This window comes from Nonomuraea sp. NPDC001684 (assembly GCF_053596515.1).
On sequence record NZ_JBSFGJ010000001.1, the window covers coordinates 47,984 to 64,031 of the forward strand.

Sequence of the window (16,048 nt, forward strand, 5' to 3'; positions counted from 1 at the left end):
GGGATACCGCTCATCATGCTCGATCGAAACGTCGCAGCGGGGACACGATCTTTGTCTCGGCACGACCGAGGACGGTGACAGATGACACATTCAGGGCGCCAGCACGTCCGGGTAACGATCGGCGGCCAGGAGCCGGGCTATGTCCAGGACAGGACGCGTTTGCGCCAGGCGTACAGGATGCCGAGGGCGATGAAGCCGAGGAACACGAACATCTCCACCAGCGTCGTCACCCCGTAGCCGGGCGCGTCGAAGATCGTGGCCCATGGGAAGAGGAAGACGGCGTCGACGGCGAAGACGACGTAGAGGTAGGTGAAGACGTAGTAGCGGACCTGCGACTGCGCCCAGCCGTCGCCGACGGGGTCGACGCCGCATTCGTACGTGGTCAGCTTCTCGGGGGTCGGCCTGGTGGGCCGCAGGAGCCGGTTGGCCATGAGAGCCCCGGCGACGATGGCGACACCGATCGCGAACAGCGCGGCGACCAGCACGTAGGACCCGAAGTAGCCCTCCATGACGTGATCGTAACCCAGTCAAACCTCAGACCCCATAACCCCAAGACAGGGCAAAAGGTAAGATCCCCCACATACCCTGACAGACATGCACCAAACGCGATTCTTGGCTGGAATCGCTCTGCTGGCCCTCTCGGCCGGGGGCTGCGGGCTGGCCGCCGCCGCACCCGAGCGGGACGTGCTGGTCCCGGCAGAGCCGACCGCGATCGACTTCGTCGACCCCGCGACAGTCGTCGGCTTGTCCACCGCGACCATCACGAACGAGGACGACGACCACAGCAGATACGTGCACATCAACTACCCCGAACTGACCGACGCGCCGGGCCTGAACCGCGCGCTGCGCGCGGACGCCGAGCGGCAGCTGCGGGACTTCCGGGCCGCCAAGAGCGTCAACGGCGACTACCCGCGTCCCGAGCTGAACGTGGACTGGCAGCTCGCCGCCCGTTCCCCGGAGGCCGTCGCGGTTCGGCTGCGCACCGGCGAGTTCCTGGGCGCGAGCTGGGGCAACTCCACCCGTACCTTCTGGTTCGACCCGCGTACCGGCAAGGCGGGCGGGTCCACGGCGCTGCTGGGCGGGCCGCAGGCGCTGGACCGGCTGGCGGCGCTGGTCAAGGAGCAGCTCAAGGGGCGCGGGCCGCAGGTCGAGCGGGACGGCGTGCGGGCCGACCCCGGCCAGTTCGACTCCATGGCCTTCAACCGGAGCGGTGACCTGGTGGTCGAGTTCGACGACTGCCAGATCGGGCCGTGCTCGCTCGGCCGGGTCGCGGTGGCCGTCCAGGCGGGACGGGTCGCGCCGCTGCTGTCCGAGCTGGGACGCCGGGCCCAGGAGAGCGTGCGGGAGGCCGCCCGCAGCGCCCCTCCGGCCGGGCCGACGACGACGCCGCCGAAGGCGACGGCGAGCCCCGAGGCGTCCAGCAACCGGGCCGGGAGCGTGAACTGCGCCAGGACCAAGTGCGTGGCGCTGACGTTCAGCGACGGGCCGGGGCCGCGGACCGGGCGGCTGCTCGACCTGCTGGCCGCCGGCAAGGCGCGGGCCACCTTCTTCACCGTCGGGACGAACGCCGTCGCGCAGCCGGGCCTGCTGCGCCGGATGAGCGCGGAAGGCCACCTGGTCGGCAACCACTCCTGGTCGCACCGGGACCTGTCGAAGCAGGCGACCAGCAAGATCGCCGACTCCTTCCGGCGCACCGACGACGCCGTCCGGGCGGCGATCGCGCAGGAGCCCACGCTGGCCCGCCCGCCGTACGGCGCGATCAGCAAGGACGTGCGCGACGTCGCCCGCGACCTGGGCCTGTCGCTGGTCGGCTGGGACGTAAACTCCAGGGACGAGCCCGGCGCGACGGCGTCGGAGATCACCGACCGCGTCGTCCGCAAGGCCCATCCGGGCGCGATCATCCTGATGCACGACACCAACCCCGAGTCGATCGACGCGATTCCGGGCATCCTGAAAGAACTCAGCGGGAAGGGTTACACCTTCGTGACCGTTCCAGAGTTGTACGGCTCCGCAGCGATGCGCGCCGGACGCCTGTACGAGTCGGGGAACCAGCAGTCGCGTAAGCAGCCCCTGACGTAGCACACGTGTTGGGGGGACGTATCATTGGCGCTCGTGACCCGAACCGTCCTCTTCGCACGCCTGCATGTAGACCTCTGCAGGCTCGCGTCAGGGCTGTGTCGTCGTTCTCCCGCCTCACCCTGACTTCCGACCGCGTTACCCGCTTTCGCGGCTGGCAAACGCGTGACCTTCCGAGGATCTAGCATGGAAACAGAGAACGCGCCCAACGCAACCGCGCCTTGGCGCGTCGAGGAGGACTGAGCTGTGACGAAGCAGGTCCAGCAACTCGACCGCGTGATCATCAGGTTCGCCGGCGACTCCGGCGACGGCATGCAGCTCACCGGCGACCGCTTCACCGCGGGGACGGCGGAGTTCGGCAACGACCTGTCGACGCTGCCCAACTTCCCCGCCGAGATCCGCGCCCCCGCAGGAACCCTGCCCGGCGTGTCGAGCTTCCAGCTCCACTTCGCCGACCACGACATCCTGACGCCCGGCGACGCGCCCAACGTGCTCGTGGCCATGAACCCGGCGGCGCTGAAGGCCAACCTCGGCGACCTGCCGCGCGGCGCCGACATCATCGCCAACACCGACGAGTTCTCCAAGCGCAACCTGCAGAAGGTCGGTTACGCGGCCAACCCGCTGGAGGACGACTCACTGAGCGAGTGGCGCGTGCACGCGGTGCCGCTGACCTCGCTGACGGTCAAGTCGCTCGAAGGCTTCGAGATCTCGAAGAAGGACGCCGAGCGCGCCAAGAACATGTTCGCCCTCGGCCTGCTGTCGTGGCTCTACCACCGGCCGACCGAGCAGACGATCTCGTTCCTGCAGCAGAAGTTCGCCAAGAAGCCCGACATCGCCAAGGCGAACATCGCGGCCTTCCAGGCGGGCTGGAACTACGGCGAGACGACCGAGTCGTTCTCGGTCTCCTACGAGGTCAAGCCGGCCAGGCTGGCTCCCGGCGTCTATCGCAACATCTCCGGGAACCAGGCCCTCGCCTACGGGCTGATCGCGGCCAGCGTGCAGTCGAAGCTGCCGCTGTTCCTGGGCTCGTACCCGATCACGCCGGCCAGCGACATCCTGCACGAGTTGTCCAAGCACAAGCGGTTCGGCATCCGCACCTTCCAGGCGGAGGACGAGATCGCGGGCGTCGGCGCGGCGCTGGGGGCCGCGTTCGGCGGGGCGCTGGGCGTGACCACCACCTCCGGCCCCGGCGTGGCGCTGAAGGCGGAGACGGTCGGCCTCGCGGTCACCACCGAGCTGCCCTTGATCATCGTTGACGTCCAGCGCGCCGGTCCCAGCACGGGCATGCCGACCAAGACCGAGCAGACCGACCTGCTGATGGCCATGTTTGGCCGCAACGGCGAGTCGCCGGTGCCGATCGTCGCGCCGCTCTCGCCGAGCGACTGCTTCGACGCGGCCGTCGAGGCGGCCCGCATCGCGGTCAAGTACCGCACGCCGGTCATGTTGCTCTCGGACGGCTACCTGGCCAACGGCTCGGAGCCGTGGCGCCTGCCCGAAGTTTCCGACTTGCCCGACATTTCGCAGGAATTCACGACCGAGCCCAACGGTGAGGGCGGCGAGTTCCTGCCGTTCAAGCGTGACACCGAGACGCTGGCCCGCCCCTGGGCCATCCCCGGCACCCCCGGCCTCGAACACCGCATCGGCGGCATCGAGAAGGCCGACGGCACCGGCAACATCTCCTACGACCCCGACAACCACGACTTGATGGTCCGCACCCGGGCCGCCAAGATCGCCGGGATCGACGTGCCCGACCTCGCGGTCGACGACCCCGACGGCGACGCCAAGGTCCTGGTCATCGGCTGGGGCTCGACGTACGGGCCGATCGCGGCGGCCGTGCGGCGCATCAGGCGCGAGGGCGGCAAGGTCGCCCAGGCGCACCTGCGCCACCTCAACCCGCTGCCGGCCAACACCGGCGAGGTGCTCAAGAGCTACGACAAGGTGCTGCTGCCCGAGATCAACCTCGGCCAGCTCGCGCTGCTGCTGCGGGCCCGCTACCTCGTCGACGTGATCAGCTACAACCGCGTGCGCGGGCTCCCGTTCAAGGCCGAGGAGCTGGCCGGAGTCATTCAGGACGTGATCGACAGTGACTGAGCTGGTGAACGGGAAGGGCCTGAGCCTGGTTCCCAAGACCGACGTCAAGCAGGGGCTGAAGGACTTCAAGTCCGACCAGGAGGTGCGCTGGTGCCCGGGTTGCGGCGACTACGCGATCCTGGCGGCCGTGCAGAGCTTCCTGCCCGAGCTGGGGCTGCGGCGCGAGAACATCGTGTTCGTCTCCGGCATCGGCTGCTCCTCGCGCTTCCCGTACTACCTCAACACCTACGGCTTCCACTCGATCCACGGCCGCGCGCCCGCGATCGCGACCGGCCTGGCCGCCTCGCGGCCCGACCTGTCGGTGTGGGTGATCACCGGTGACGGCGACGCGCTGTCCATCGGCGGCAACCACCTGATCCACGCGCTGCGCCGCAACGTCAACCTGAACATCCTGCTGTTCAACAACAGGATCTACGGTCTGACCAAGGGCCAGTACTCGCCCACCTCCGAGGTCGGCAAGATCACCAAGTCGACCCCGATGGGCTCGCTGGACAAGCCGTTCAACCCGATCTCGCTGGCCATCGGCGCCGAGGCGTCGTTCGTGGCCCGCACGATCGACTCCGACCGCAAGCACCTGCAGTCGGTGCTGCGCGAGGCCACGGCCCACCGCGGCACGTCGCTGGTGGAGATCTACCAGAACTGCAACATCTTCAACGACAACGCCTTCGAGCAGCTCAAGGACCCGGCGGTGCGCGACGACATCACGCTGCGCCTGGAGCACGGCGAGCCGATCGTGAGCGCGTCCAAGGCCGTCGTGCGCGCCGCCAACGGCGGCATCGAGGTCGTCGCCAGGGACGGCGTGAGCGAGGAGCAGATCCTCGTGCACGACGCCCACAACCCCGACCCGTCGGTGGCCTTCGCCCTCAGCCGGCTCGACGAGCCGGCCTTCGAGCACGTGCCGATCGGCATCTTCCGCCAGGTCGACCGCCCGGCCTACGACGTGCTCATGGCCGACCAGCTGGAGGAGGCCGTGGCGCAGAAGGGCCCCGGCGACCTGAGCGAGCTGCTCATGGGTGGAGACACCTGGCGCATCGGCTAGTTCGTGTATTAGATGGAGCCGTCGGCCCGACGGCTCCATCTTCCACGGAGGTCAATCCACGATGTCGTATTGGCCTGAGGCCGTGGTGCTGGTGACGGGTGCGGCCGGGTTCATCGGATCGCACCTGGCCGCGCGTCTGCGCGTGCTCGGCGCGCAGGTGCACGCGGTCAGCCGGCGGCCACAGCAGGCCCGCCACGGGGAGATCTGGCACCAGGCCCGGCTCAACGACGCCGGCGACACCGCGCGGCTGTTCCGGTCGGTACGCCCGAACCTGCTGTTCCACCTCGCCGGCGAGGTCACCGGGTCGCGCGGCGACGAGGTCGTCCGGGCCACGCTGGAGAGCAACGTCGTGGGCGCGGTCAACGTGTTGTCGGCCGCGCGCGAGCACGGCGTCCGGACCGTGTTCACCGGCTCGATCGAGGAGCCGCGGCCGGGCAACGACCATGCGCCGCCCTCGTCGGCGTACGCGATGTCCAAGTGGGCCGCCACCGGCTACGCGCGGCTCTACCACCGGCTCTGGGACCTTCCGGTCACCGTGCTGCGTCCCAGCATGGTCTACGGCCCGGCCCAGCCCGACACCACCAAGCTGGTGCCGTACGTGACGCTCAGCCTGCTGCGCGGCGAACGTCCCCGGCTGACCAGGGGCGCCAAGCTCGCCGACTGGATCTACGTGGACGACGTCGTCGACGCGTTCGTGCTGGCGGGCGAGTCCGACAAGGCGGTCGGCCACACGCTCGACGTCGGCACCGGCGTACGGACCGCCGCCCACGAGGTCGTCGAGCGGCTCTACCGCATCACGGGCGCGGACACGCGGCCCGAGTTCGGCGCCGCGCCCGACCGTCCGCACGACATCACGCAGGTCGCCGACATCGTCCCGGCGGCGGACCGGCTCGGCTGGCGCCCTGCCACGGAATTGGACGAAGGGTTGCGCCGGACGGTCAATTGGTATGCATCCCAAGAATGTCACGAAGAAAGGCCCTCTTAGCCGGACGGGCGAAATTCTGCGAGCATGGGGCTACTTATTCCGGCCGGAGGAGTTGCCTTTATGAGCCGCCTGAACGCCCTGCGCAGTCGTTTCGTGGACGCTCCCGACTCGCTGGGAGCCAAGGCGCGGGCACGCAGGTGGCAATGGTTCGCCGCCCGTTTCCCCGACCTCGACCGGATGAACGTCCTCGACCTCGGCGGCACGGCCGGGGCCTGGATGCGCGCCCCGGTCAGGCCCGCGCACGTGCACATCGTCAACCTCGAACAGCCGCCCGCCGACCTGCCGTCCTGGCTGCGGGCCGACGTCGCCGACGCCTGCGACCTGCCGCCCGCGATCCGCGGCAGCCGCTACGACCTGGTCTTCTCCAACGCCGTCATCGAGCACGTCGGCGGACACCAGCGCCGGCAGCGGTTCGCCGACACCGTGCACGAGATGGCCGATCGCCACTGGGTGCAGACGCCCTACCGGTACTTCCCGGTCGAACCGCACTTCCTGTTCCCCGGCTTCCAGTTCCTGCCGCTCGCCGCGCGGACGACGATCCTGCGCCGCTGGCCGCTCGTCCACACGCCGACCTCCGACCGGGACGCCGCCCGGATGATCGCCATGGAGGTCGAGCTGCTGAGCGTGACCGAGATGCGGCACTACTTCCCGAAGTCGCGGCTGCGCTTCGAGCGGCTGGCCGGGCTGGTGAAGTCGGTCATCGCGGTCCGCAGCTGAGGCCCAGGCTCGCCGGGGTCAGTCCGTGCCCATGATGGTCGCGCCGCCGCCCTCCCAGGAGTTGCCCTTCCAGACGTTGCCCGGCCCGTTCGCGTCCCAGTACGACACCGGGCCGGCGTAGCCGCCCTTCGGCCAGACCTTGCGGCTGAAGACGTTGTCGATCACCTTGATGTTGGACGACAGGCCCTTCCGGCCGGCGCCCGCGTACAGCGACCAGCCGCCGCCGGCCAGGAAGTTGCCCTGGACGGTGACGTTCCTGGTGACGCCGAAGTCCTGGAAGAGGGCGATGGCGCCGGTCTGGTCGAGCGTGTTGATCACCGTGTTGTGCCGGATGACCAGCTCGGTGCCGGGGGCGGCGGTGCCGGTGGACATGATCATGTCGGTGTGGTCGCCGGAGTAGTACTTCGGGTCGTGCACGTAGGAGTCCTCGACCAGCCCCTGGTCGGTGAGGATGCCGTTGGAGATCGTGTGGATGTCCACGCGGCGGATCGTGATCAGCTTGCCCTGGTTGAGGATGCCGAACTGGGTGCGCACCTTGCCGTTGCCGAAGATCTCGCTGTCCTCGACCTTCAGGCCGGAGAAGCCCTCGCGCTGGAGGATGCCCCAGTAGTCGCTCTGGCCGCGGACGCGGGTGTTGCGGATGGTCACGTTGTCGGCCTCGACGGTGATGTCACCGGTGACGTCCCAGCCGTCGATGACCTTGCCGTCCTCCTTGATGACGATCGAGCCGGTCTTCTTGACCAGGTCGGTGCCGTCGGGGACGCCGGTGTTGCCCGCCCCGGGCCAGCCGCCGCCGCCGGGGGGCGGGGTGGAGGCGGGGGTTTTGGTGGGGGTCTGGGTCGGCGTCTGGGACGGGGTCTGGGTCGGCGTCTTGGTGGCCGTGGGGGTCGCCGTATGGGTCGCCGTCGGGGTGCCGGTGGGCGTCTTGGTGGGCGTCGGGGTCGGCGACTCGCTGGGCGGCGTGCCCGTGGGGGTCGGGGTGCGGGTGGCCGTGACGGTCGGCGTGGCGGGAGGGCTCACCGTGGGCGTCGTCGTGGGCGTCGTCGTGGGCGTCGCGGGCGGGGTGCCCGGTGGGGTGCCGGGCAGGGTGCCGGTCGGCGTCGGGCGGTGCGTCGGCCGGTGGGTGGGACGGCGCGTCGGGCGCGCGGTCGGCTTCCTCGTGGGCCGCCTGGGCCACCACCTGGGCTCCTGGCTCCGGGTCCTGGTGGGCCGGGGCTTGTGGGTGGTGGGACGCGGCCGGGCTCGCCGGCCGGCGGCGGCCTGCGGCGAAGCCGCGCCGCTCGCCCCACTGGCCTCCGTCAGGACGGCCCGGGGCTCCAGTACGTCGGAGACGACGAGGCCGTACCCGCCGGCCAGCAGCGCCACCACGGAGACCCCGGCCAGGGATAACCAGCCGGTACGTCTCTTCCCTCTTCGATGCCGCGACACAGGCGACTCCTTCCGATCGTGGCCGAGTCCGAGTCCCCCAAGGGGAGAGAGTAGCCATGCCGAAAGAAGAAGTGGTGCCTTTTACCGAAATAAACTCGTTATCCTCCAAATTCACAACAAGCTCATGTTTCTCATCTATCGCGGCAAATCCGACAGAGAGGCGTCATCCCGGCGTCACAGTGCCGCCGTTTTCCCAGGTGTTCCCCTGCCATCGATTTCCGGGCCCGTCTTTATCCCAATATGAAACCGGCCCCGCCGCTCCGCCCTTGGGCCAGACGCGGCGGCTGAACACGTTCCCGATCACCTTGATGTTGGACGACTTCCCCTTCACCCCGGCCCCGGCGTACAGCGACCAGCCGCCGCCGGCCAGCAGGTTGCCCTCGACCGTCACGTCCTTGACCACGCCGAAGTCCTGGAAGAGGGCGATGGCGCCGGTCTGGTCGAGCGTGTTGATCACCGTGTTGCGCCGGATGACCAGCTCGGTGCCGGGCGCGGGCGGCCCGGTGGACATGATCATGTCGGTGTGGTCGCCGGAGTAGTACTTCGGGTCGTGCACGTAGGAGTCCTCGACCAGGCCCTGCTGGGTCAGGATGCCGTTGGAGATGGTGTGGACGTCCACGCGGCGGATCGTGATCAGCTTGCCCTGGTTGAGGATGCCGAACTGGGTGCGCGCCCTGCCGTTGCCGAAGATCTCGGTGTCCTCGACCGTCAGGCCGGTGCGTCCTTCGCGCTGGAGGATGCCCCACCAGCCCTTGGTGCCGCGCACCCGCGTGTTGCGGATGACCACGTCGTCGGCCTCGACCGTGATGTAGCCGGTCACCTCGACGCCGTCGATCACCGTGCCGTTCCTGGTCACCCGGATCGATCCTGACTTGCGCAGCGCCATCCCCTCGGGCACGCCGGTGTTGTGCGCGCCCGGCCAGCCCTGCTCGGCCGGCTTCGACGGCGACGGCGTGCCCGGCCTGGACGTGGCCGCGGCGGGCGACCGGGTGACCTCGGGCCCGCCGGGGGACCCGGTGCAGCCGCCCAGCAGCACGACCAGGACCGCGACGAGGCACCAGCCCCCTCGGACGTACGGCCTCACTCGCCCTTGGTCCTCCGGCCGCCGACGAGGTCGGCCAGCGCGGGCGGCGTCCAGCGTTTGGCGACCTGGCGCAGGTTGCTCCTCCACGCCTCGCCCGGCCGCTGCTTGAACAGCGTGGTGTGGTCGTCGGTGACCTCGTCGTCGGGTCTGCCGTTGGAGTAGTAGTAGAGCGCCATCGAGCGGCGGGCCCGGTCGTCCGGGCAGGTGAGCGGGTCGGGGTGGCCGTGGTTGGCGTCGTCGGTCGTGGCGAACAGCACGAACCGGTTGAAGACCGGGAGGATCTTGCCCTCGCACTCGGTCATGTCCTTGTTCCACAGCTGCAGGTGGCCGCCGTAGCTCTCCTGCCAGTCCTTGTTGAGGTAGAGCAGGCCGTTGAGCCGGCGGTCGAGGTTGAGCCGGCGGCTGCGGTTGAAGTCGGCGTGCACCTTCAGGAAGCCGCCGGGCCGGATCTGGTGCAGGCCGCCGCCCTCGAAGTGCGGGTCGGAGACCAGTTGCGTGATGCCGGTCAGCCGCTCCAGGAACTCGACGAACACGCCGCTGTTGAACTCGGCCAGCAGGCGCCGGGTGGCCGGCCCCATGCGCTCGGTGTCGGCCAGCGCCAGCTTCACCTCGCGCGCGCTGTCGAACCGCTGCCAGGTGGCGTCGCGCGGCTCGGGGAACTCGTCGAGGACGGGCTCCAGCACCTCGGGCGGCAGGAAGTCGTCGATGACCACGTGACGGAACGGCGAGGCGGTACGGAACTGCTCGGAGTACTTGTCCGCCAGCGGGAACAGCTCGTCCCGGTGGAAGGTGAAAGCCTGCAGATCCTGCATGGAATGTGTCTCCGTCTCCTACGACACCCGGCCCCTACCTCCTCATCGCCTCATCAGTGCCTTCTGTTACCTGTAACGATCCATTCCCGGCCGCCGATGGCGACATGTGACGCCCGGCTCTCCCCGAGTCGCGATCGTGATCGTGACCTACAACAGCGCGCCGGTCCTCGGCGGTTGCCTGGCCTCCCTGCCCGAGGGCGCGAAGGGGGTCCGGCTCACCGACGTCGTCGTGGCCGACAACGCCTCCAAGGACGACTCGCTCGCCATCGCCGAACAGGCCGCCGGCCTGCCCGTACGGCCCCTTCAGGTGGGCCGGAACGCCGGGTACGCCGCGGCGATCAACGCCGGGGTCGCCTCGCTCGACCTGGACGACCTCGACGCGGTGCTCGTCCTGAACCCGGACTGCCGCCTGCGCCCCGGCGCGCTGGCCGTGCTGGCCGCGGCCCTCGACCGGCCCGGCACCGGCATCGCGGTCCCCCGGCTGGTCAGCACCGAGGGGGTGCTCCACCACTCGCTGCGCCGCACGCCCGCGGTACGCCGCGCGCTGGCCGAGTCGCTGGTCGGCGGCCGACTGGCGGGCCGGATCGGCACGCTGGGCGAGATGGTCGTCGATCCGGCCCGCTACGAACGTCCCGGCCCGGCCGACTGGGCCACCGGCGCCGCCATGCTCGTCTCGGCCACGGCGCTGGCCCGGCTCGGCCCCTGGGACGAGTCCTTCCTGCTCTACAGCGAGGAGACCGAGTACGCGCTGCGCGCCGCGGACGCCGGCTGGACCCTCTGGTACGAGCCGGCCGCCGTGGTCGAGCACATCGGCGGCGAGGCCAAGACCAGCCCGATGCTGGCCGCGCTGCTCACCGTCAACCGCGTCCGGCTGTTCCGGCGGCGCCGGGGCCGGGTCGCGACCGCGGGCTTCTACCTGGCGGTGCTGCTCGGCGAGGCGATGCGGGCGGCGGCCGGGCGGCGTACGGCCAGGGCCTCGGTCGTGGCCCTGCTCAGGCCGTCCCGCCGGCTGCGGGCCCTGCCGGGCTGAACCGCGGACCCTCACACAGGAGCCGCGAGCCCTTCCACAGGAGAGGAACACGATGAGAGTCGAGCGACTGGGGCTCGAAGGCGCGCTGCTGTTCGTGCCGACGCCGAGCCACGACGACCGCGGCCTGTTCACCAGGACCTTCGACGCCGTGATCGCCGCCGAGCACGGGCTGGACCACACGGCGTTCGTCCAGGACAGCCAGTCGCGCTCGCGGCTCGGCACGATCAGGGGCATGCACGGCCGGTCGGGGCGCGGCGAGGCCAAGCTGGTGCGCGCCGCCCGCGGCGCGGTGCTGGACGTCCTGGTGGACGCGCGGCCCGGGTCGCCGACGTTCGGCTCGCACGTCGCCGTCCGGCTCGACGACGTGACCTTCGCCAACCTGTACGTGCCGCCGGGCGTGCTGCACGGCTACCAGGCGCTGACCGAGCAGGCCGACGTCTGCTACCGCATCGACAGGGAGCACGACCCGGCCGAGGACCTGGCCGTCCGCTACGACGACCCCGACCTCGCGCTGCCGTGGCCGTTGCCGGTGACCGCGATCAGCGAGCGCGACAGGTCGGCGGGCACGTGGAAGGAGCTCAGGGCCGTTCTCGCCGCCTGATCGCGGCGTTCGAACCGCATCAGCGCCCCGGCCGCGCCGACGAGCAGGAACAGCACGCTGGTGATGCCGGGGAAGGACAGCAGGTCGAAGGTGGCCGCGCCGAGCAGCGGGATCACCAGGCAGGCGGCGATGGTCAGGCCGAGGTTGCGCACGTTCGGGTCGGTGCTCATCCGGCGCACCCGCAGGGCGACGACGATCCCGCACCCGATCACGCCGACGAACCCCAGCACGCCGACCACCCCGGTCTCCACCAGGGACAGCAGGTACTGGTTGTCGAACACCTGGTGCTTGAAGGGGTACCAGGTGCCGAGGCCGCGGCCGAAGAACGGGCTCTTGGCGAACTCCCGCATCGCGAAGGGGTAGTCGTGGGTGCGGTAGATGACGCTGCTGTCCTCGCCCGCGCCGGCGAACAGGTTGTAGAACGTGCCGATCAGGCCCGGCGCCAGCACCTTCATGACGCCCAGGAACACCACGAACGCGCCGATGGTGACGATCCGCCGCCGGTTGGACCAGCCGAGCAGCAGGATCAGCCCGGCCCCGGCCAGGCCGAGCACGGCCGTCCTGGAGACCGAGAACATCAGGCCGGCCGCGATGACGGCCGCGCAGACCCACCAGCGGGTCGCGGCCTGGCCCCGGCTGCGAGCCTGGAAGCCGAGGTGGGCGGCCAGCGGGAGCAGCATCGCCGACAGCGCGCCGAACTCGATCGGGTGGCCGAGCGTGCCGGCGACCCTGCGCAGGTCGGACCGGGAGATCACGGTCGGCACCTCCTCGACCGAGGAGTGGCGCAGGCCCGGGACGCGCATGTACTCGGTGAGGTCGAAGTCCAGCCGGAACTGCAGCAACGCGACGATCGCGGCGAACGTGCCGCCGATGACGACCGCCTTGAGCACGAAGTCGAGGCGTTCGCGGCTGCCGATCCCGTCGCACATCACCAGCAGCAGGCTCGCGTACCCCAGGTAGAGCACCAGCGTGTGGTCGGCGAGGTTGAGCTCGTCGGAGGGCAGGTAGCGGTAGGTCGTGTAGCCGTAGACGGCCAGCAGGAGCATGCCGTAGACGAAGATCGAGGTGCGGACGGGGTTGCCGCCCTTGGCGACGCCGGTCGTGCCGACCATCTGGGCGCACACCCACACCACGCCCATGAACAGGGCCATGATCTCGGCGGGGGTGAGCGAGAGCGGCAGCCCGGCGACCGCCAGGCGGGCCGGCAGGATCAGCAGCAACAGCACGAACAGGCAGGCCAGGGTGGCGCCGTCGGCGCGCCGCGGCAGGACGGTGCCGGTCATCCTTCGTGTCCCGCCGGCGTCCTGGCGCCGTTGGCGAGCGCGGGCTCGAACCGCACGGGACCGCCCCCGGCCCGGCGGCGCGAACGGCGGTGCCGGGCGAAGCTCTCGACGGCGAAGGCGGCGAACAGGCTCATGAAGAACGCCAGCGCGCCGGTGATGACGGCGCTGCGCATACGGCTGCCCTTCTTCTCGTCGGGCGCGGTCGGCGGCACCACGACGGTGGCGGTCACGTACGTGGTGGGCGGCGCCTTGACCTGCTGCTGCCGGGCCCGCAGCTCCTTCTGGGCCAGGGCGGTGACCTTCACGACGATGCCGTGGGCCAGCTCGGCGGTCGGCGCCTCACAGATGATCACGATGAACGGGGTCGCGGGCATCAGCTCGGGGTTGGTGCCACCGCTGGTGATCTTGAGGGTGACGTCGCCGCCGATGGGCGCGCCGACCTCGGCGGCCGTCCGGGGGGTGTTGAGCGCCTGGATGAGGATCGAGGAGGTCATGCTGAGCCCCTGGTCGAAGGAGACCAGGGGGTTGGTGCGCGGATTGGGGAACTTGGGGTCGCTCGGCACGCTGCCGCCGGTCACCGGCAGGGTCAGCACGAGCGCCGAGCTGGAGATGAAGGTCTTGGGCGCGACGGCGAACACGCCGAGGGCCGTGACGACCGTGAGCAGGAACGCGGGGACCGTCACGTACCAGCGCTTGAACAGGATCTTCGCCGTCGCCCAGAAGTCCATGGCGGGCCCTCACTTCTCGCCGTCGTCCTGGTTCGCCTTCCTCGGCCCCGGGACGGGCGACAGCGGGCCGGCCCGGTAGGCGGGGAACTCCATGGTGGCCGAGCTGTCCTCGTCGAGGACCGGGAGCTCGGCGGGCTCGGCCGCCTGGACCTCGACCGGCTCGGGAGCCGGCACCGGAACGGGAGCCGGCACCGGAATCGGAACGGGAGCGGCGGCGGGAGGCGCGGCCGGGGCGGCGGGCTCGGGCTGCCGGCGCTGCCGGGGCTCGCGCCGGACCACCACGCCGTAGGCGATGCCGAGCCCCAGGAACAGGGTGAGCAGCGCGCCGCCGATCGCCCCCTGCCAGTTCGCGCTGTGGTCGGCCTCGGGCTTGGACGGCGGCACGATGTCGGTGGAGGTGATGAAGGTGTTCGGCGGCGCGCCGAGCGTCTTCTGCCACTTGAACAGCTCGCTCGCCACGCGCTCGCGGGCCGCCATGAGCACGGTCGTGGCCTGCCGCGGGGACTCGCTGTCCACCCTGATGTAGATGTAGGGCCCGTTGATGTCCAGGACGTTGGGGTTGGTGCGCCCGTCGTCGATGGTGATCTCGGTCGGGCCGTCCTTGGGGGCGCCGAGCTCGGTCCAGACGTCCTGGGTGTTCATCGCGAGGATGACGATGCTGGCACCGGTCTTGAGCGCGTCGTTGAAGGAGAGGAAGGGGTTGGTCAGCCCTTGCTTGGTCTTGTCGCTGTTGACCGTGCCGCCGTTCACCGGGGTCGCGAGGACGAGGGAGACGTCGGTCGTGTAGTGGGCCGGGAGGACGAGGTACACCACGCCGCCCACCAGGATCGACAGGAGGATCAGCGGCGGGCCTATCAGAATTCGTCGGAGAAGACCAAGAATCGCCTTCCAGAACTCCATTTTGGTACGTTCCCCCGCATCAGCGAACTTGCCCTATAGCGGACCATCGCCCAATCACTGGCAGACGTTACATCCCCCCAGATCGGTTACATCGGACGTGATCGCCGCGATAGACCTACGACTACGGCGACGGGGGCTTTCGGTGGGGCTGACAACTGAGCGTCCGGCGACACGGAGCAGGCTCGCCGGGCTCGACGGGTTACGGGGGCTGGCCGCGCTGTTCGTGGTCCTGCACCACTGCTGGCTGCTGTCGTTCCCCGGGTTCCCGGTCAACGACGCGCCCTGGTGGACGGGGTGGCTGCTCTACGGGCACTTCGCGGTCGTGGTGTTCATCGTGCTGTCCGGGTTCTCCCTCGCGGTCTCGCCCGCCCGGTCCGGCTGGCGGCTGGGCAGCATCCCCGCGTTCTTCAACCGGCGGGCCTGGCGCATCCTGCCGCCGTACTGGGCGGCGCTGCTGTTCAGCCTGGTGATCGCGTGGACGGTCATCCCGCAGCCGGGCCAGCAGGCGCCCACCGGGCAGTCGGTGCTCATCTACGGCCTGCTGCTCCAGGACGTCTTCGGCTCCCCCAGCCCCAACGGCGCCATGTGGTCGATCGCCGTCGAGGCGCAGCTCTACCTGGTGTTCCCGCTGATGGTGCTGGTGCTGCGCCGGTGGGGGGCGGCGGTGATGCTGGGCGCGGTGACGCTGGTCGTGGTGGCCGTGGGGGCGCTGGCGCCGTACGTGCCGGCCGTGGAGCTGCTGATGCGGCTGACCCCGCAGTTCGCCGCGCTGTTCGCCGTGGGCGCGGTGTGCGCCGGGGTGGTGCGGGCGTCGGAGCGCACCGGGCGGCCGCCCTGGCACTGGCTGGCCGCGGCGGCCGCGCTGCCGGTGCTCGCGCTGGTCGTGGCGGCCGGTCCGGAGTGGGTGGTCGGGCACTTCTTCTGGGTGGACCTCGCGGTCGGTCCCGCCGCCGGCCTGCTGCTGGCCGGCGTGGCGACGGGCCGGCCCTCCTGGCTCGTCCGGCTGCTCGACACCCGTCCGGTACGGCGGCTCGGCTCGTTCTCCTACAGCCTCTATCTGATCCACGCGCCGCTGGTCGTCATGGTCAACCGGCTGGTGGTCGCGCCGCGCGTGCCGCCGGGGATGCCCGCCTTCCTCCTCACGCTCGCCTTGGCCGTGCCGGCGAGCGTGGGAGTGGCGTGGTTGTTCGCGTCCGTCTTCGAGCTGCCCTTCCAGCGGCACAGAGGCTGGCGGAGCCTGCGCGAGGCCGCGCGGGCGCGGTTCAGGTGACCCG

At 70.4% G+C, this 16,048-nt stretch carries 16 protein-coding genes; 9 read left to right on the top strand and 7 right to left on the bottom strand.

Going from position 1 to position 16,048, the window contains the following annotated elements:
• Nucleotides 1-137: 137 nt before the first annotated feature.
• Entirely contained in the window at nt 138-509 is a 372-nt protein-coding gene (locus tag ACWCSD_RS00260; RefSeq protein WP_358290019.1) for an NADH-quinone oxidoreductase subunit A, read from the bottom strand.
• A gap of 103 nt (nt 510-612) precedes the next feature.
• Between ACWCSD_RS00260 and ACWCSD_RS00265 the strand changes: the two genes are divergently transcribed.
• From ACWCSD_RS00265 to ACWCSD_RS00290, 6 genes are all read left to right on the top strand, one after another.
• Nucleotides 613-2,079 (top strand): polysaccharide deacetylase family protein, encoded by a 1,467-nt coding sequence (locus ACWCSD_RS00265; protein ID WP_449912132.1) that lies wholly within the window; start codon nt 613-615, stop codon nt 2,077-2,079.
• 33 nt (nt 2,080-2,112) lie between these two features.
• Nucleotides 2,113-2,202 (top strand): putative leader peptide, encoded by a 90-nt coding sequence (locus ACWCSD_RS00270; RefSeq protein ID WP_352322479.1) that lies wholly within the window; start codon nt 2,113-2,115, stop codon nt 2,200-2,202.
• A gap of 120 nt (nt 2,203-2,322) precedes the next feature.
• The gene (locus tag ACWCSD_RS00275) at nt 2,323-4,167 is read left to right on the top strand and encodes a 2-oxoacid:acceptor oxidoreductase subunit alpha (RefSeq protein ID WP_397154463.1); all 1,845 of its coding nucleotides are present in this window, start codon (nt 2,323-2,325) and stop codon (nt 4,165-4,167) included.
• On the top strand, nt 4,160-5,206 hold the full coding sequence (locus ACWCSD_RS00280; RefSeq protein WP_449912135.1) for a 2-oxoacid:ferredoxin oxidoreductase subunit beta: 1,047 nt from the start codon (nt 4,160-4,162) through the stop codon (nt 5,204-5,206). The genes ACWCSD_RS00275 and ACWCSD_RS00280 overlap by 8 nt, the downstream gene beginning before the upstream one ends.
• Nucleotides 5,207-5,267: 61 nt before the next feature.
• The gene (locus ACWCSD_RS00285) at nt 5,268-6,191 is read left to right on the top strand and encodes an NAD-dependent epimerase/dehydratase family protein (RefSeq protein WP_449912137.1); all 924 of its coding nucleotides are present in this window, start codon (nt 5,268-5,270) and stop codon (nt 6,189-6,191) included.
• A 60-nt stretch (nt 6,192-6,251) separates the two neighbouring features.
• Nucleotides 6,252-6,908, top strand: coding sequence for a class I SAM-dependent methyltransferase (locus ACWCSD_RS00290; protein WP_358290033.1), 657 nt, complete (start codon nt 6,252-6,254; stop codon nt 6,906-6,908).
• 18 nt (nt 6,909-6,926) lie between these two features.
• On the opposite strand, the gene ACWCSD_RS00295 is transcribed toward ACWCSD_RS00290, so the two are convergent.
• From ACWCSD_RS00295 to ACWCSD_RS00305, 3 genes are all read right to left on the bottom strand, one after another.
• Entirely contained in the window at nt 6,927-8,336 is a 1,410-nt protein-coding gene (locus ACWCSD_RS00295) for a hypothetical protein (protein WP_449912140.1), read from the bottom strand.
• A 163-nt stretch (nt 8,337-8,499) separates the two neighbouring features.
• Entirely contained in the window at nt 8,500-9,420 is a 921-nt protein-coding gene (locus ACWCSD_RS00300; protein WP_397154469.1) for a hypothetical protein, read from the bottom strand.
• Nucleotides 9,417-10,232 carry a 2OG-Fe(II) oxygenase gene (locus tag ACWCSD_RS00305; RefSeq protein ID WP_397154471.1) on the bottom strand — a complete coding sequence of 272 codons (816 nt, stop codon included), beginning with the start codon at nt 10,230-10,232 and terminating at the stop codon, nt 9,417-9,419. The genes ACWCSD_RS00300 and ACWCSD_RS00305 overlap by 4 nt, the downstream gene beginning before the upstream one ends.
• A gap of 106 nt (nt 10,233-10,338) precedes the next feature.
• On the opposite strand from ACWCSD_RS00305, the gene ACWCSD_RS00310 reads away from it, so the two are divergent.
• Together ACWCSD_RS00310 and ACWCSD_RS00315 are read left to right on the top strand one after the other, a co-directional pair.
• Nucleotides 10,339-11,262, top strand: a complete 924-nt coding sequence (locus ACWCSD_RS00310; RefSeq protein WP_449912142.1) for a glycosyltransferase family 2 protein — start codon at nt 10,339-10,341, stop codon at nt 11,260-11,262.
• Between the two features lie 52 nt (nt 11,263-11,314).
• Nucleotides 11,315-11,863 (top strand): dTDP-4-dehydrorhamnose 3,5-epimerase family protein, encoded by a 549-nt coding sequence (locus ACWCSD_RS00315; protein ID WP_397154475.1) that lies wholly within the window; start codon nt 11,315-11,317, stop codon nt 11,861-11,863.
• Here ACWCSD_RS00315 and ACWCSD_RS00320 read toward each other — a convergent pair.
• From ACWCSD_RS00320 to ACWCSD_RS00330, 3 genes are read right to left on the bottom strand one after another with little or no spacing between them, the layout of a single operon-like run.
• Nucleotides 11,752-13,146: an O-antigen ligase family protein gene (locus tag ACWCSD_RS00320; protein WP_449912144.1), complete on the bottom strand. Its 1,395-nt coding sequence runs from the start codon at nt 13,144-13,146 to the stop codon at nt 11,752-11,754. The genes ACWCSD_RS00315 and ACWCSD_RS00320 overlap by 112 nt on opposite strands.
• Nucleotides 13,143-13,874 carry a hypothetical protein gene (locus ACWCSD_RS00325; RefSeq protein WP_449912146.1) on the bottom strand — a complete coding sequence of 244 codons (732 nt, stop codon included), beginning with the start codon at nt 13,872-13,874 and terminating at the stop codon, nt 13,143-13,145. Before ACWCSD_RS00325 ends, ACWCSD_RS00320 begins: the two co-directional genes overlap by 4 nt.
• Before the next feature lie 9 nt (nt 13,875-13,883).
• Nucleotides 13,884-14,774 (bottom strand): hypothetical protein, encoded by an 891-nt coding sequence (locus ACWCSD_RS00330; protein WP_449912148.1) that lies wholly within the window; start codon nt 14,772-14,774, stop codon nt 13,884-13,886.
• Between the two features lie 142 nt (nt 14,775-14,916).
• Here ACWCSD_RS00330 and ACWCSD_RS00335 point away from each other — a divergent pair, with 142 nt between their 5' ends.
• Entirely contained in the window at nt 14,917-16,044 is a 1,128-nt protein-coding gene (locus ACWCSD_RS00335; RefSeq protein ID WP_449912150.1) for an acyltransferase family protein, read from the top strand.
• The last annotated feature ends 4 nt before the right edge of the window (nt 16,045-16,048 follow it).

Coding starts and splice junctions, on each gene's coding strand:
- ACWCSD_RS00315 (WP_397154475.1), top strand. CDS start 11,315: ATGAGAGTCGAGCGACTGGGGCTCGAAGGCGCGCTGCTGTTCGTGCCG.
- ACWCSD_RS00285 (WP_449912137.1), top strand. CDS start 5,268: ATGTCGTATTGGCCTGAGGCCGTGGTGCTGGTGACGGGTGCGGCCGGG.
- ACWCSD_RS00330 (WP_449912148.1), bottom strand. CDS start 14,774: ATGGAGTTCTGGAAGGCGATTCTTGGTCTTCTCCGACGAATTCTGATA.
- ACWCSD_RS00325 (WP_449912146.1), bottom strand. CDS start 13,874: ATGGACTTCTGGGCGACGGCGAAGATCCTGTTCAAGCGCTGGTACGTG.
- ACWCSD_RS00320 (WP_449912144.1), bottom strand. CDS start 13,146: ATGACCGGCACCGTCCTGCCGCGGCGCGCCGACGGCGCCACCCTGGCC.
- ACWCSD_RS00305 (WP_397154471.1), bottom strand. CDS start 10,232: ATGCAGGATCTGCAGGCTTTCACCTTCCACCGGGACGAGCTGTTCCCG.
- ACWCSD_RS00260 (WP_358290019.1), bottom strand. CDS start 509: ATGGAGGGCTACTTCGGGTCCTACGTGCTGGTCGCCGCGCTGTTCGCG.
- ACWCSD_RS00290 (WP_358290033.1), top strand. CDS start 6,252: ATGAGCCGCCTGAACGCCCTGCGCAGTCGTTTCGTGGACGCTCCCGAC.